Origin of the sequence: Solibacillus sp. NPDC093137, from assembly GCF_050280445.1 — a bacterium.
Lineage (GTDB): Bacteria > Bacillota > Bacilli > Bacillales_A > Planococcaceae > Solibacillus > Solibacillus isronensis_B.
This window is the reverse complement of the sequence record NZ_JBNNVH010000001.1, coordinates 2,168,060-2,185,510: the sequence shown is the minus strand read 5'-3', so window position 1 is coordinate 2,185,510 and position 17,451 is coordinate 2,168,060. Positions and strand designations below refer to the sequence as shown.

The following is a 17,451-nucleotide window of genomic DNA, read 5'->3' as shown; positions in this document are numbered from 1 at the left end:
TTGAAAAGTTACAATAAAGCAGTAAAGGCTATTCAATCAGTATTTGATGAAAAACAGCGTGAACTGCTGGAAAAAAGAATTCAGAAAACAGTCAACAATAATACAGCTAAAGCGAAAACACGTGTAGCCAATTATGAAAAGAAAAAACAAAAGCTAACCGGAACTTAGCGGTGAAATTAGTACAAGAGCTACCAAATGGAAAAGAAAAACAGCAGTTATTGAAAAGACTAAAATAAAGCTTTCATGCTTCAAGATAGAGTAAGCTAAACATAAAGCCCCAATTGTACATTTCTGGTATACCGGACCAGCTATTTTGTACAAAAGGGGCTTATATTATTAATAAATATGAAGTTTATACCTTACTTATTCCGTCACCAACGGATAATTCTCATCAGCCGCCCATTCGTTTAACGATCCATCATACACCGCCACATTTTCCTGACCTAATTTATTCAGCAACAATGCGTTCCATGTTGCAGCAATTCCGCCACCACAATAAGTAATCACTTTTTTAGAAGGATCAAGCGCACCTAATTTTTCAAAGGTAGCGCGTAATGTAGCATCATCGTTCAGTAAACGTGTTTCCGGATTTGAATGGGAACCGAAGAACGCATGCTTGCTTCCCGGAATATGACCAGGACGCGGGTATGTTGTTGTTTCACCTCGGAAGTCTGCCTCTGACAAACTGTTAATCAATACAATATTTTCATCACCTAAAGCTGCTTTTACCTCCTCTTTTGATACGATCAGATGCTCGCGGCGTTCTCCTGGAAATGGCGCAGGTTCATAATTGGAGATTCCTGATTCAGTTGGACGACCATCAAGTTTCCATTTGCGGAATCCGCCGTCGAGTACAGCTACATTATCAAAGCCTTCATATTTTAATTGCCAGCGTAAACGTGCCGACCAGTCGGATGCTAATATATCGACATTTACCAGTGGGCCGCGGTCATAGATCACTACATAAGTTTCCTCAGTAATTCCTAAAGGTTCCACAGCTTTCAGAAATTGCTCTCTTGTTGCAATTGTAAAAGGTGCCTTTCCTTCAGGGTTAGTGAAGTCTTTCAGTAAATCAACATAAGCCGCTCGGGGAATATGTTCTTCTTTATAAGCTTCGAAACCGGACCATAGCTCTGGAAACCCTTCTCCTTCAGGTATTTTTAAAAATGTTGATGCATCGATTAAGCGTAAGTTTGGATCTTCCAGTCGTGCTTCCAACCAGTAGCCGTCCACTACATATGGAATATTTCTCAAGATTATCAAGCTCCTTTTGAATTATTCTTACTGAATTACTCTGTATAAAATTTACTTTAGCACAAATTATTAGTGAGTTCTATTTGCTGCTTTGGTAAGTGGACATATCTAACATAATTTAGATGAGCTAGCTGTAATAGGTAATGAATGTAGAAATTTTAGGGGATAAGTAGAATTAACTATATACGAAGTAGATACTATTTATAAGAAATAAGACCCTAATTAGTATGATAGGAGAAATTACTCTACTACATATTTCTGAAATTTAATAAAATTTAAATATTGGATAAATATAACTTTAATATTCAAATGGTGTAATAGTGTAAGTAAGCGTTCCTATTATAAGAGAAGTTTCAAAAGCAAGAAGTTCATTTAATCTCCCAAAGCAAGCCCTTTAACTAAATAAAGTAGGGTTTGCTTTTTTTGAGATATAAAAAATAAATTATAAGGAGCTTAACAAATGAAGAATAATGGACTCAATTATGTTTCCAAAATTGTTTTATCATTTTTACTAGTATTATCCATGATTTTACCTCACTTTGCGGTTGTGAAGGCAGAAACAACCGGTGCTATTGGAGTTGGAGATGCAATCAGTCAGTTTAATCCAGCTTCAGTTAAGCCAAATGTAACAGTAGAGGGTTATATTGTAGGGTTTGCGAAAAGTGAAACCTCTTATGTAGTAGAAGCTGAAACCGATACGAATATTGCTATCGCGGACACACCGGGTGAAACCGATGTAACGAAAATGCTCTACGTTCAATTGCCAAATTCACCTGCTTCAATTAGAGCCGAATTTGGGTTAAAAACGAATCCTGGAAATCTTGGTAAAAAAGTAGTAATAACAGGTTCACTGGAAAAATATTTTGGTAACCATGCAGGATTAAAATCACCTAGTTTCATTCAGTTTGTTGGTAATGATACACCTAATCCAGAAGAGCCGACACAAGTAGCATCTATCAAAGCTTCTCCGACAACAGGCGAAATTTATGCAGGAACAAATGTAACACTATCAACGACTACTCAAAATGCAACGATTTATTACACAACTGATGGTTCTGAACCGACGACAGAAAGCACGGTTTATAATGGATCGACAGGTATTATTGTTGATGAAGCGATGACAATTAAGGCATTCGCGACAGCATCAGACTTGGCAAATAGCGAAGTTGCAACATTTGATTACACGATCAAAACAGCGCCAACAGCTATCTCAATTGAAGAGGCACGCAATAAGGCAATCGGCGAAGAAGTAATCGTTTCGGGAATTGTCACAGCAAAACTAGAATCAGCGACAGCACATATTCAGGACGAAACGGGTGCGGCGATTGCAATTTACCCTGCGGACAGCCTTTCAGCAAATGTGGGAGACTTTGTTTCTGTTCAAGGGAAAGTTGATGAATACAGTGGTCTTAAACAGCTAACGAAAATTTCTCTTATTAGTAAATCAGCGGCGACTTTACCAGAGCCGCAAGTTGTAACAAGTATTGGAATTGCAGAAGATAATGAATCGCGATTAGTAACATTAAAAGATATAGCGATTACCGGTTCAGGGCAAAACTTTACTGGATCAGATGCAGCCGGTACATTTGCAATTTATGATAAATTAAGAGATTCAGGTTTAGTAAGTGGAAAAACGTACGGAGAAATTACAGGGATTGTTGGTCAGTTTACAAACCATCAACTTCTTCCAATCCGAATTATTGAAGATACGTCTAAAGTACAGGATATCCAAGCTTCACATTCAGGCTACGTAACAGCCGGCACGAGTGTAACACTATCTACACTTACTGAAGGTGCGAAAATTTATTACACAGTGGATGGTTCACTACCTACTACAGCTAGTGCAGTATATACGGAACCTATTACAATCAATGACCGGATGACGATTAAAGCTATTGGAGTTAAAGAAGGCTTAACTGGCAGCGCGGTTGCAACATTCGTTTATGAAATCATTAATCTGGAAAATGCGACGATCAGTGAAATTCAAGGAGCAAGTCATACTTCGCCTTATGCAGGATTACAAGTGAATGATGTTGATGGAATTGTTACATTTGTAATTGATGGTTCAAATTTCATTATGCAGGAAAATACACCGTTTGATGGAGTTAAATCAACTGCGATTAAAGTGAACAAGTCTTCGCATGGTGTAACGATAGGAGACGTAGTGAAAGTAACGGGTACTGTAAATGAGGCTGGTGGCAATACGCGGTTGAAAGATACGCAAATTGCTGCAAATAAGATTGAAAAAACAGGTACAGCTGCGATTCCTGAAACACTAGTTATCGGTGAAGATTTACTACCACCGAATAAAATTATCGATAATGACAGTTTTGCAATTTTTGACCCTCAAGAAGACGGAATCGACTTCTGGGAGTCAATCGAATATATGCTTGTATCATTCACGGATGCAAGAGTAGTAGGACCAATGTATAACAATGATTCGCCAATCGTCGTTCCTAGCACAACAAATAATACGTTTAATGCCAATGGCGGTCTAAATATTGCTGCCGATGATTACAATCCTGAAAAGATTATGCTTGAAGGCGTATCAGGGAAGAACTATGAATCAGGCGATCGCTTTAATGATGCGCTGATCGGATTTGTAGAAAACTTCTCAGATGGCTATAGACTGAATACGAATAAAGTTTTCCCGGAAGTTACAAAGGCGAATATTCAGCAGGAAGTAACACATCTTGAACCGGTAGCTGATAAGCTGAACTTTGCATCTTACAATATCGAAAACTTTTCTAATAACAAAGATAATACATCCGATGAAAAAGCAGCAAAAATTGCTTCGACATTTGTACACAACATGAAGTCGCCGGATATTATTACATTAGTAGAAGTACAGGATAATGACGGACAAACAGATTCAGGGAATGCTGATGCTTCACAAAGTTACTTGCGATTAATTAATGAGATTAAACTAGCGGGTGGTCCTCAGTATGACTGGATTGATGTTATGCCGATTAATAATACAAGTGGTGGTGCGCCTGGCGGAAATATCCGTGTAGGATACTTATACAACCCGGAACGAGTTTCACTTGTTGGCGGAACAAGAGGAACTGGTACTCAGGCGAATGCATGGACCGAAGAAGGCAGTCTTGCATTGAATCCAGGTTTTGTGAATCCTTCAAAGTTTGAAGATACACGTAAACCAATTGCGGCAGAATTTGAATTCCAGGAAGAGCGAATTGTTGTTATTGGCGCACATTTAAATTCTAAAGGCGGAGATGACTCATTATGGGGTCCAACACAGCCACCAGTTTTAGGATCTGAAGCAGAGCGTATCGAGCTTGCACAAGTAATCAATGACTTTATTGTTGAAGGACTTGCCAAAGAACCAGACGTAAACATTGTTGTAGCAGGTGATATGAATGACTTTGAATTCACACCGGCTCTTGAAGCATTAAAAGGAAACGTTTTAACGAATATGGTGGACAAAGCTCCTGTGGAAGATCGCTTCAGCTACTATTTCCAAGGAAATAACCAAGTGCTTGATCATATTTTAGTTTCTAACAATCTTGCAGAAGTAACAGAGATTGATATGATTCATATTAATGCGAACTTTACTGAAGCACAGGGCCGTGCATCTGACCACGATCCGGTATTAGTCCAAATTGATTTGAAATCTGGTAAAGAAGAAACACCGGAGCCAATCGTACCGGAAAACGAGTACAATTATAAAAACTATAAAACAGGCAAGTTAATTATGAACCGCCCAAGTATTTCACTTACATTAGGAGAAAATACAACTATTAAAAACGGCATTGCGGTATTTAGTGAATATGCCGAATTCCATGGAACAGGGTTTGCAGACAAAACTGTAACGATCAGTCCGAAAAAAGGAAATGCGATTATTGATTTTAAAGGAACAAAAATCGATCAAATCATTATTGAAGGTAATCATGTGAAAGAAATACGCAATTTGCCATCCGATGCGAATATTACGTATACAAAAGGGGCATCACCAGAAACAATTGAATTTAAATAATAGATAACGGGGAGCATCGCCAAATTGGAAAATTGATTTGGTGATGCTTTTTTACTGGTTCAATACATAAATTTCTAACAAGATTGTCATAAATATGTTGCATATGCTGATATGGAATTAGTCCTGCTATGTTATAATACTAGCAATTATATTAAATCAAATATATCTACCTATATTTGGACTAGGAGATTGTAATGTTTTCGTTACGAAATTTCATTAAATTAAAATATTTATTCATATTAGTTATTGCCCTTGCCTTTGTACTTTCAACGCTAATCAGTGTTTACAGCAACTACAAAGGAAATATGAAATTAATGCAAGAACAGACACTGGAAAATAATCGGGTTTATGCGCTGAAATTAGCGGAAACAGTCGATAAATTTATTGTTAATTCAACAAACACGATGCGTTATAGTGCAGCAGAGATTGCTTATGACTTTGAAAATATAAACAAATCGCAGGAAGTAGCAAATCGTCTTTATTTACAAGGCGATACATTTAGTTCTGTTCTCATTGTTGATGCGGAAGGCAATATTATGGTGAATGCACCGCAATCTCTCGGTGAAGCAGGTAAGAAGGTTCCATCCATAAATGGACTGGAAAACTATGATAAACATGAACCTTTTGTTTCAGATCCATATATTTCACCTACAGGACGTAAAGTCATTACCATTTCGATGCCTATTTATGATGAATCGGGCAAATTTAAAGGAGTTTTGAGCGGCACGATTTATCTGTATGACTCCAATATTTTTGAATCGATTCTAGGTGAACATCCTTATGAAAATGGATCTTATGTGTATGTTGTCGATACTCGAGGGAAAATTATTTATCATCCTAGAAAAGAAAGATTAGGGGGAGATGCTTCCAGAAGCGAGGTAGTTGTTCAATTATTAAAAGAAAAACGTGGTGCTTTAGAAGCTGTTAATACATTTGACCAGCCAGTACTCGCAGGGTATAGCCAAAGTGAAAAAACACGGTGGGGGATTATTGTCCAAACACCATATGATGAAGCGCTTAGTATGGTAGGGCAACAAGTGCTAAGTGTGTTTAAAATTGGTTTACCTTTTATTATATTCTCAACAATTTTCGTATTTTTATTGGCCAGCCATATTGTTCGTCCTCTTGAAAAAATAGCGGAAATCACAGAAAACAGTGTGAAAGATCAAGAGATGAAAAAGCTGAAGGGAATCCGGGCCTGGTATTACGAGGTATATAAAATACAGGAAGCACTCATCAGTAGTTTTTCGGTTTTGCATGGGAAAGTGAATACACTGAAAGAAGAAACATCAACAGATTCATTAACAAAGCTATTGAACCGCCATACTTTTGAAAAGAAAATCAAAGTACTGACTGAGAAGCAAAAAGACTATACGCTCGTTATGTTGGATGTAGACTGGTTTAAATCAATAAATGATATGTATGGTCATATTGCAGGGGATGAGGTACTGCAAGTTTTAGCAAGTAAACTAAAAGAATCGTTACAAGAAGATGATTTAGCATGTCGTTACGGGGGAGAAGAATTTATTCTTGTCTTTACAGAAACAACGATTGAAGATGCTTATGAACGCGTTGAATCGCTTCGAGCAAATGTTCAGCAAAGTATCAGTCCTGAAGGAAAACCTCTTACATTTTCAGCTGGTATGGCAAATTATCCGCTACATGGTGACGAACTAAAGGCTATTATAGCAAAAGCTGATGAAGCCTTATATAAAGCGAAAGATAACGGGCGCAATCGTGTAGAAGTCACAAATGCATAATTTAAAAATCCAGTCTTCTTTAAAAATTAAGTGGAACTGTTTACTCTACATGGCATTGCTGGGTAGAGTTTTTTATATTATAGGGATTGAAAAATCTGTACAGAAGAATGGTGAAAATTATTCAAATTTATAAAGGGTGTTCTAGTTAATTGATAAATCACTAAAGAATGGTATGCTAAAATTATACAAATTTTTTTAAGTGTTAATTAAGCTTTTTTTATGTTTTAATTAGTTTTATTCTGCTTAAGTATAAATTTTGATCAAAATATAGGTGTTTAAAACTTAAAATTATTCTATTCTTTAGGAGAAATGCATGATCTCTTTAAAAAAATATATGAAACTAAAATACTTAATAGTCGCGGTTATTTCCCTCGCCTTTTTTCTTTCTGTAATTGTTAGTACATATTTTAGCTATCAAGGAAATGTGAAGTTTATGGAAGAACAGGCATTGGAAAATAACCGGGTATATGCCTTGAAATTATCTGAAACTATTGACCAATTTATCGGGGATACAAAAAGGGTTATGCGTTATAGTGCAGCAGAAATTGGTGAGGACTTTAATAATATGGAAACCCTGCAACAAGAGGTTAACCGTCTTTATTCGCAGGAAAACACATTTAGTTCTGTCGTTGTTGTAGATGCGAATGCGAATATTTTAGTCAATGCGCCACAAAATCTTGGTCTGGCTGGTAGTAAGGTAACATCAAATGAAGGGCTTGATGTGCTAAAAAGACGTACGGCTTATATTACCAATCCTTATATGTCGCCGACTGGTCGTGAAATTATTCTGCTTTCCATGCCAGTCTATAATAAAGAAGGTATATTTAAAGGGGTAGTGAACGGGACGATTTATTTGCATGAGTCGGATATTTTTGAAATGGTTTTAGGCCGGCACCCTTATGAAAACGGTTCTTATGTATATGTTGTGGATACAAATGGAAAGATCATTTATCATCCGGATAAAGCACGACTAGGGGAAAATGTCTCACAAAATGAGGTTGTAGAAAATCTGATAAAGGAAAAAAGCGGTGCAAAGGAAATTGTCAATACTCTTGATCAGCCAATGCTTGCTGGGTATAGCTCCACAGAAAGAACTCGCTGGGGAATTGTTGTTCAAACCCCGTATGATGAAGCAATAAATGCCGTTGGAAAACAAGTATCGGAAGTCTTTGCGCGAGGTTTGCCATTTATTCTTCTCTCAACTATTTTCGTCTTTATACTGGCAACACGTATTGTACGTCCGCTTCAAAGTATGGCGGAAATAGCAGGGAACAGTGCACAGGAGCAGGAGATGAACAAGCTCAAAGACATTCGCGCATGGTATTTTGAAGTGTTTAATATTCGGGAAGCCCTTATTCAAAGCTTTTCAATTTTGCATGGACAAGTTAATACACTTAAAGAAGAATCCTCTACGGATCCGTTAACAAAGCTTTTAAATCGCCGTACTTTTGACAAAATAATTCACTTATGGACCGAACAGCAAAAACCATATACATTAGTCATTTTAGATGTTGATTACTTTAAAAAAGTTAATGATTCCTATGGTCACACTATAGGAGACGAGGTATTGCAATTTATAGCTAGTAAATTAAAAGAAGTTGTTGGTGAAGAAGATTTAGCTTGCCGTTATGGTGGGGAAGAATTTATACTCCTGCTTTCTGAAGAGACGGTAGGTAATGCATATAGCCGGTTAGAAGCACTCCGCAAAGAAATTTCCCGACTTATTAGTCCGACAGGGGAAGTAATTACATTCTCAGCCGGAATCGCAAATTATCCGTTGCATGGGGATCAGCCAAAAATTATATTGGAAAAAGCGGACGCAGCACTATATGAAGCGAAAAAGAACGGGCGAAACCGTGTGGAAGTAACAAATGCATAATTTAAAAATCCAGTCTCTCTTTATAATTAAGAGGGACTGGATTTATTAGTTTAATAGAAATTAATCGTAAAGTAAGGGCTCTTTTTGCTGCTGTACTCCAAGCCTACAATTGCATTTTTATAGGCAGGCTGTAATAAATTATCACGATGTCCTTTACTATTCATAAAGCCTTCATGTGCATAAATCACATTGTAGTGACCATACGAAATATTTTCGCCCCAAGTTCTAAGTTCGGATTTGCTCATACCGCCGCTGATCATACGGTCATACGGTGTTGTTCCTGAAAGACCTGTATGAGAGAAATAGTTGTTATCGATCATATCTTTGCTGTGTTTACGTGCAATCGATGCCCATTGCGGTGAATGTGTAAGCGGACTAACCCCTTCAGCAGCACGTGCCTGGTTCATCAGCTCAACCATCAGCTGTTCAGAATGTTTTTGCGTATCCGATATATCACCGTAATAGCCATCTTTATTCACTTCAGAGTCTTTATGGACATAAAGAATTGAGCGAATGACGTTCTTTTTATGAATATCATAGAAAAACGTTACGTAATAGTCATCTATCAAATAGAAATTATATTCATTGGAAGCAGGTGTATTATAGATTACATTTCCGCGACGCACATCTGCATTTTTCGTTCCGTACTTCGCTTTTACATCGCTTGCATTATTTTTACCGATTTGCAGATCTTGTGCAGCAAAGAAGCTTTTTCCTTGTTTTGTCATATATCGTGCAACTATCTTATTGTTGTCGACACCTTCTAATTCAAAGTCCAGATTTTTGCCTGTTTGTTTCCAAGCGAAGTCATATTCACTATTGTAATTTGCTATAGCTGTGTCGGGTTTTTCAGCAGCTGGAGGTGTTGGTTCGCTGATTACTTCACCGGTCGTTTTGAAACTGAGTGCCCGATATAGGAATGTTGCCATTTGTGCACTTGTGACATTATTATTCGGTAAAAACTGATTTTTTTCATTGCCGGTCGTAATACCGTGGCTCGCTAAAATATTTACATAGTCATAGTACCAGCTGGATTTTGAGACGTCTTTAAAGCTGACTGACGTACCGCCGTTTAATTTCAGGCTTTCTACTAATATCTTTGACAGATGTGAGCGTTTTACTGGCTGATCCGGATTGAAATTGCCGTATTCATCCCCATCAAAAATGCCTGATTCATATGCCCAAATAATCTCTTGTGCAAAAGGAGTGGAATTCGTTACGTCTTTAAACTTTCCATCATAAGAACGAACTTTTGGAATGGAAAGGGCCGAATCGCTTGAAAGAATCGTCTGGAGAATTTTTGATGCTTCTGCGCGTGAAACAGGTTTGCTGAAATTAAATTGGTTGCCGGATTTATAATCATACACATTTAGGTTATTTAAATATTGGATAGCTTCCGTATGGGAATTGCGGCTGTTTTCCACATCATAAAACGTCTTTTTCGCAAAGACGTCATCACTTGCTACAAATAATGCGGAAGCGAGCAGGGTAGTCACTATGAAACTTTTTGTAATTCTTTTTTTCATTCGTTTCGACTCCTTTATTAAAATTCTATATTCCGTGTCTATTATTTTTTGTCTTTACCCGTACTGAAAGGCAACAAAACACGGTGTTATGTATCATAATAAAACGGCGGGAAGAGCATGTTCCCGCCGTTTTATATTTTATTTAATTAAATACCAAAGAGCATCTTTCCATGTCGCATCAACATATGTCCATTCAAACGTATGTAATGGGTACGGTCTGAATGTAGGGGCGAACAGATTCTTTTCGTCGCCGTCAATAAAGATTTGCTGTGGTGCGATAGGAGCTGTAAATACAGCCGTGTCCTCTAAATCTTCATCTTTAGCAGCGTCCTCTTTCTTGGAATCTTCCAGCTCAACAGTTTGGATTCGCGGTTCAGTAACTATGGCATCCTCTTCAAGGCCTTCTTCTTCGATGTTTTCCTCAATCGGTTCGCCATACATAAACTCTTCTTGTTTTATTTCCGCTTTATGCTTGAATAGTAGGTCAACCGGTTCTAATCTTGTTTTCCCATCTTCTCCTACTGTATAAATAAGGTTTCCTGAATAGTCTTGTTCATATTTTACAAGCCAATCCTCGTTTACTTGGAAGCTGTCATTTGCTTCAAATGTCGTAATTGTCGCATCTGCAAGTATACCAATCGGTGTTTCCGTTAACATGTCAGTTGGTTCGATGCTAACTTCATAGACCGTATCATCCGGCTTTACTTTATCGTTCTTTTTCATTTCATTAAACGCAATGGAATCACGTGCTGGTATTTGCTGTTTCTCCAGTACATCTCCATCAATGACCAGTTCATCTTCTTTGCCTTCATTCAAAATAACAGAAGCCTTTTGACCGATTTCGACTTCCTTCCAGTCTTCATGTTCCACATAGGCAACAAATTTCTTTTCAAGTGATTGAATTTGGAAAATAATCGAATCGCCTTCAAGAACAATTTCCTTAATAATTCCGTCCACTGGTGTAGTCAAAGAATTGTTGTTACTTAACTGGGAAATCATACTGTCCAAAATGCTAATTTGACGCTCCGTTTCCGCAATGGAACGTTGAATAATCGCAATACCTTCTGCTGTTGGCGTGCTTTGTTCAATACCCAGCTCCAGTGTTAAATTAATATTCCATAATTCATTATCGCCAAGTGTTGTTGAGTCTGTTGCTGTACTCGGTGAGGAAGAACTGTTTTCGGATTGTAAGTCTGAAACGATTCTTTCCAATTCTGATAGCTCGTTTTGATAAGCGTCGCGATCTGTCTCAAGACGTGAAATTTCACGTTCAGCTTCTTCCGGTTTATAAATGGCAAGCTCCGTTAACAGGCTAACACTTTGTCCTTGTGTAACGAGCACCTCGCTAATTGATTGTACAGGCGCTGCGATGAAATGTTCCTGCTTCGCTGCAACAACAGCATCCGTTTCCAGAACTTTTTCATGATAATCGGCTACTGCAAACTGCACATTGTTAATATAGTAGTTTTTCATAATAATATCATTGTCTTTTAACAGTAAATAACCATTCACCAAAACAAACACTAAGGCAACTGCGCTAAATATCTTTACTTTTTTTGTCATACGCATTACAGACCAAGCCACCCTTCGATCCAAGTTAAAACAGGAAGAATGCTATATAACGCAACAAGCGATGCCAATACGATTTGAATAAGTATTAACTTAAACAGCAACGCTTTCGGTCGATCTGTCCAATTCGATAAAAATATGTATTGAATCCATACCGCTATTATCGATGCGACTGTTAGCTGATTCAGGAAGAACAATAAATAGTCATGATAATGTACGTATGCCATCATAGGTGCCAATGAAAACATAGTGAACTGTGTAGAATATCCTGCTATTGCAAAGATAATCACCGTCAGCAGTTTTTCAAGAACAATGAAAAAGATGACATATAGCTGTATCTTTCGAATCCAGCCGTAATCGATATTTGTCAATAAATGAATCAAATATGTAATGACATAATAATGAATGATAAAAAATAAAATACCTGCCAGAATCGCACCGATTAATGACATCAGTCGAGCGAAACTATATAAATCTCCTTCACCATTTACCAGCAATGCTGTTAAGTCGGTTGTATTCATCCCCCAGAAGTTGCGGACTATAAAAAACAGTAAAGTAAAACCAAAAATAGCCAGCAAAATTTTCCGATACCCTATAAGTCTTTGATCTTCGCTACGTTCAATATTATGTATGAGTTGCGATGGGTGTGAAAGATGATGCCAAAACTTGTACTCGAACATAAATTCACCTCAATATTTTTATTAACATATGCTTAATACCCTAATTTGGAGTAAATAACACATATATTAACAGTGTAATAGAAAATATAGTTTCATTATAAACCTTATTGCAAAGTAAGTGTAAAAAGTATGTAAATTATGAGAAATAGGCTATATGAAGCGAGAGAGAAGTGCTACTTTTAGAAAAGGTAAAGATTAAATATAGAAGAGTACACTAAAAAAGAGGCTTAAGGAGTTAGCAATGAATTCTATGAAGCAAAATCGAATCAAATCACTTCTCGAAATATTTTTTATTTCAACACGATTAGGGCTGACATCCTTTGGGGGACCGACTGCTCATCTAGGATATTTTCATGAAGAATATGTACGAAGAAGAAAGTGGATGGATGAAAAAAGCTATGCGGATTTAGTTGCGCTTTGTCAGTTTCTGCCCGGGCCTTCGAGCAGCCAAGTGGGAATCGGCATTGGAATTATGCGCGCTGGAATACTGGGGGGAATTACATCATTTATAGGGTTTACATTTCCCTCGGTTGTAGCACTTATTGCATTTGCATTACTCATGACAGGGTTTGATGTCGGAAATGCGGGGTGGATTCATGGTTTGAAAATTGTGGCGGTAGCGATTGTTGCACATGCCATTATCGGGATGGCTAAAAGTCTGACACCCGACCTGAAAAGGAAGGCAATAGCCATTTTCGCTTTGCTTGTGACACTTCTTTGGCAAACTGCTTTTAGTCAAGTCGGGGTAATTATAATTGCCGCATGTATAGGGTATTTATTGCTGAAACAAAAGAATGACGGGGCAGGGGGGCATTCACTCTTTCCTGTTTCTAAACGGGTTGGAGGGTTTTGCCTTCTTTTGTTTGTTAGTTTATTGGTAGCTTTGCCTTTGTTGAAAGAGGCGACAGGTTCTTATTGGTTAGCAATGTTTGATAGTTTTTACCGCTCAGGCTCTTTCGTTTTTGGCGGGGGACATGTAGTGCTGCCATTACTGGAAAAGGAATTTGTCCCAACAGGCTGGATGAGCGAAGAAGCATTTTTATCGGGGTATGGTGTTACACAGGCAGTACCAGGTCCTCTCTTTACATTTGCCGCTTATTTAGGGACGGTCATGAATGGCTGGCAAGGTGGAGTAGTCGCGACAGTAGCAATTTTTTTACCGGCGTTTCTTTTAGTAATTGGTGCACTGCCGTTTTGGGATCAACTACGTAACCATCCGAAAATTACAGGTGCCATCATGGGTGTGAATGCAGCTGTTATTGGGCTTTTAATTGCTGCGTTATATACTCCAATCTGGACTAGTTCTATATTGGAGGCGAAGGATTTTGGGTTAGCCGTTGTGTTATTCAGCATGCTAGCTTACTGGAAACTGCCGCCATGGATTGTCGTTGTTACCGGGGCTGTAGCTGGGTTGGTATTTTTATAGGTAAAGGGGAAGCTGTCTCTGGCATTCGAGATGGCTTTTTTCGTGTTTATTAGGCCAGATTCTACTTTATACGTATTTTGTTCTAGTTATTATAGAAAAATTTTTACTTCTTTAACTAGGTATTCTACTTTTCTTCGCTAATTTCCACATTTGGGCTTAAACGTTCTACTTTCATTTGAAGGTATTGGAACTCTAATTCTATATTTGTAATTAATATACTAATTAGGAAATCATAAAAATACCATTTTAATACCATTTGTAAAAATATGAAAATTATATTATAAAACTAATTATTACCATGTAAATTAATTATTACCAATAATAATTACTTAAAGTTCTGAAAACTAAAGCATTGGTAATATTAGTATTGGTGGGTTTCCTTTATATTTCCTAAAATAGCATTGACATTAAAAAACCTTACTAATATACTAGATATTGTTATCGTAATATACGAGACAACATTTGTTAAAATGATAAAAAATTGTTTTTATTGGAGGAAATCATTCTATGGCTAACCAACCTAAGAAATATACTAAATTCGTAGCAGCTGCTGCTACAGCTACTCTTGTAGCATCTGCGATCGTTCCTGTAGCTTCTGCTGCTGGATTCTCAGACGTTGCTGATACAAACTCACACGCTGTTAACATTAACGCATTAGCGGAAGCTGGCATCATCGGAGGATATCCAGACGGCACTTTCAAACCAAACCAAGAATTAACTCGTGGTCAAGTTGTTAAAATGTTAGGTAAATGGGTAGAAGCTCAAGGTTTCGAAATCCCAGCTGACTATGCAACTAAAGCTCGTTTCACTGACTTAGCTGCAGACGCTAAAGACCAAGAATTAGTAAAATATGCTGCATTAGTATTCGATACTGGCGTTTTCGCTGGTTCTAACGGTGCATTAAACGCTGGTGGCAAAATCACTCGCGAAAACATGGCTCTTGTATTAGACCGCGCTTTCAAAGCAATCAACGACACTACATTAGTAGAAGTTGCTGCTGAAATCGAAGACGTTAAAGTTGCTGACTTAGCAACAGCTAAAGCTGAAGCTCGTGAAGCAATCCAAGCATTACGTAACTTGGGTATTTCTGGCGTTGAAAACTTCATGCCTAAAGACTCAGTAACTCGTGCACAATTCGCTACATTCTTAAACAAAACTATCAACACTGAAGTAGCACCAGTTGAGTTAACTTTAACTTCTGCTGTAGCAACTTCTGCAACAACTTTAGAAGTAGTTTTATCTGACGAATCTAAACACGTTGTAACTTTAGAAAAAGCTTTAGAAGCTAATAAAGAAACTGAAGTAACTTTCAAAATTGAAGAAACTGAATACACTGCAAAAGTAACTTACGTAGTAGAAGAATTACTTGTAGAAGAAGTAAAAGCAATTAACGCTAAAGAATTAACAGTAACTTTTAACAATTCTATTAAGAAAGATACAGTAATCGAATCTAATGGAACACTTGTTGATGGAACAATTACTTTAACATCTTTAGATGGTAGCGCAGTTACTGTAAATTCAGCTCTTGCTACATTAAGTGAAGATGGACGAACTTTAACATTACAAGCTCCAGCGGCTGAAGTATTCAACGGTCGTTATGATGTAGCTATTGCTAAAGGCGCTTTCAAATCAGCTGGAGATAAAGAAGTTGAAAAATTCGAAACTACTACTGGTAAATTTGAAGACAAAGTTGCTCCTTCAATTACTGGCACTACAAAAGTAACTTCTACTCAAGTAAAAGTTAACTTCTCTGAGCCTGTTAACGAAGCCGATGCTGCATCATTAGTAGCTAAAGCAACATTCAAATATGCTGATGGAACGGCTATTGATTCAGCAAAAATTACTGGTTCTGTATTAAGCGCTGATAAAAAGTCACTAACTATTGGATTAGGCGATGCTGATATCGTAGTTGGAAAAGAAATCGTTGTAACATTCATTGGCGTTAAAGATTTCGCTGGTAATATTATTGCACCTAACCCAGCAACTGTAACAATTCAAAAAGGTAATAAAGATGGTGTAGCACCAACAGTTGTTGATGTAAAAGCAGTTAACAACAAAGCTCTTGAAGTGAAATTCTCAGAAGAATTAGTTGGAAATCCTACTGTTACAGGTGTATCTGGAACTTTAACTTATACTCAAGATAAAAATGACAAAACTAAATATAAAGTTGAAACAACTGAAGCTCAAACTGGTTTAAAATCAGTTACTGTTAGCGCTGGTTATACAGACTTAAGTGGTGAAACTGGTGTAGCATTCACTAAAGTTGTAAACTTCGATACTGATACAGTAGCTCCAAAATTAGTTGCAACTAATATTGTTAAAGGTACAGATAATGCTGAATACCTAGAATTAACTTTTGATGAAGAAGTTACAAAATCAGCATCTTTATCTACTATTGCTGTAACTGGTACTAAAGTAAAAGATTATGTTACAACAGGTGTTACTGTAACAGTTCCAACTGCTAAATTAGTAGTAGATGCAGATAACAAAAAGGTTGCAACAATTAAATTAACTGATTTATTAGCTGGTGCTGATGTAGAAGGCGCAGTTTATGATTTAACATTAACTGGAAAAAATGCTGATGCTACTCCTGCAACTGTAGCAATGTTTGAAGATATTAGCGCTAATGCTGGTGCTTCATCACTAAAAGCTTCATTTACTCGTAATAAAGATGGCGTTGCAGATTCAAACCAAAAAGCTACAATTGATACTACTGTTGGTACAAACGGTATCACTGTAGATGACAACAACACTGTAACTGTTAACTTTAACCAAGAGCTTGACGGTGCAACAGCTACAGATGTAAACAACTATAAAATTGATGGCACAGTTGTAGAAAAAGCTGTATTAAATGCAGCGGTTGATGGTAAACAAACTGTTACATTAACTTTAAAAGCAGATTCTAATACATTTACTGGTGAAAGAAATGTAACAATCAGCAATGTTAAAGCTAAAAATGGTGTAGTAATGGACACTTATAATACTACTGAAGTATTAAAAGAAAATGTTGCTCCAACAATCACTAAAGCAGTATTAACTGATGTTAATAAAATTACTGTTACTTTCTCAGAAGCAGTAACTAACGCTGAAATTGATTCAAATGACTTTGAACTAAATATTGGTGGAGTTAAAGTCGCAACAAACGATACTATTACTACAGCTGCACAAACAACTGCTGCTACAACTCTTGTATTAACATTAGAAGCTGCTGTTACAGCGGATGATATTTCTAAAGGTTTAACAATTAAAGCATTAAACACAATTGATGTTAAAGATGTTGCCGAAAATAAAGTAGTAGCTCCTGTAACAGTAACTGTTGCTCAATAATTAGTTTCTTAATATTATTTTAAGAAATAATGATAT

General features: G+C 37.1%; 10 protein-coding genes. 6 read left to right on the top strand and 4 right to left on the bottom strand.

Features of this window, described 5'->3' with window-relative positions; translation table 11 throughout:
- On the top strand, positions 1 to 168 hold the full coding sequence (locus ACQKN3_RS10930; protein WP_427711344.1) for a hypothetical protein: 168 nt from the start codon (positions 1 to 3) through the stop codon (positions 166 to 168).
- Positions 169 to 363: 195 nt separating this feature from the next.
- On the opposite strand, the gene ACQKN3_RS10925 is transcribed toward ACQKN3_RS10930, so the two are convergent.
- Positions 364 to 1,254, bottom strand: coding sequence for a sulfurtransferase (locus ACQKN3_RS10925; protein ID WP_427711342.1), 891 nt, complete (start codon positions 1,252 to 1,254; stop codon positions 364 to 366).
- Positions 1,255 to 1,714: 460 nt separating this feature from the next.
- Here ACQKN3_RS10925 and ACQKN3_RS10920 point away from each other — a divergent pair, with 460 nt between their 5' ends.
- From ACQKN3_RS10920 to ACQKN3_RS10910, 3 genes are all read left to right on the top strand, one after another.
- Positions 1,715 to 5,248: a chitobiase/beta-hexosaminidase C-terminal domain-containing protein gene (locus ACQKN3_RS10920; RefSeq protein ID WP_427711340.1), complete on the top strand. Its 3,534-nt coding sequence runs from the start codon at positions 1,715 to 1,717 to the stop codon at positions 5,246 to 5,248.
- Between the two features lie 194 nt (positions 5,249 to 5,442).
- On the top strand, positions 5,443 to 7,008 hold the full coding sequence (locus ACQKN3_RS10915) for a sensor domain-containing diguanylate cyclase (RefSeq protein ID WP_427711338.1): 1,566 nt from the start codon (positions 5,443 to 5,445) through the stop codon (positions 7,006 to 7,008).
- Positions 7,009 to 7,321: 313 nt separating this feature from the next.
- Positions 7,322 to 8,887, top strand: a complete 1,566-nt coding sequence (locus ACQKN3_RS10910; RefSeq protein WP_427711336.1) for a sensor domain-containing diguanylate cyclase — start codon at positions 7,322 to 7,324, stop codon at positions 8,885 to 8,887.
- A 50-nt stretch (positions 8,888 to 8,937) separates the two neighbouring features.
- Here ACQKN3_RS10910 and ACQKN3_RS10905 read toward each other — a convergent pair whose 3' ends face one another.
- The 3 genes from ACQKN3_RS10905 to ACQKN3_RS10895 form a co-directional block, all read right to left on the bottom strand.
- The gene (locus ACQKN3_RS10905) at positions 8,938 to 10,413 is read right to left on the bottom strand and encodes an S-layer homology domain-containing protein (RefSeq protein WP_427711334.1); all 1,476 of its coding nucleotides are present in this window, start codon (positions 10,411 to 10,413) and stop codon (positions 8,938 to 8,940) included.
- Positions 10,414 to 10,551: 138 nt separating this feature from the next.
- Complete coding sequence (locus ACQKN3_RS10900) at positions 10,552 to 11,982, bottom strand: HlyD family secretion protein (protein ID WP_427711332.1); 1,431 nt, start codon at positions 11,980 to 11,982, stop codon at positions 10,552 to 10,554.
- Positions 11,982 to 12,662 (bottom strand): amino acid transporter, encoded by a 681-nt coding sequence (locus ACQKN3_RS10895; protein ID WP_427711330.1) that lies wholly within the window; start codon positions 12,660 to 12,662, stop codon positions 11,982 to 11,984. Before ACQKN3_RS10895 ends, ACQKN3_RS10900 begins: the two co-directional genes overlap by 1 nt.
- 241 nt (positions 12,663 to 12,903) lie before the next feature.
- On the opposite strand from ACQKN3_RS10895, the gene ACQKN3_RS10890 reads away from it, so the two are divergent.
- On the top strand, positions 12,904 to 14,088 hold the full coding sequence (locus tag ACQKN3_RS10890; protein WP_427711328.1) for a chromate transporter: 1,185 nt from the start codon (positions 12,904 to 12,906) through the stop codon (positions 14,086 to 14,088).
- A 507-nt stretch (positions 14,089 to 14,595) separates the two neighbouring features.
- Positions 14,596 to 17,415, top strand: coding sequence for an S-layer homology domain-containing protein (locus ACQKN3_RS10885; RefSeq protein WP_427711326.1), 2,820 nt, complete (start codon positions 14,596 to 14,598; stop codon positions 17,413 to 17,415).
- The last annotated feature ends 36 nt before the right edge of the window (positions 17,416 to 17,451 follow it).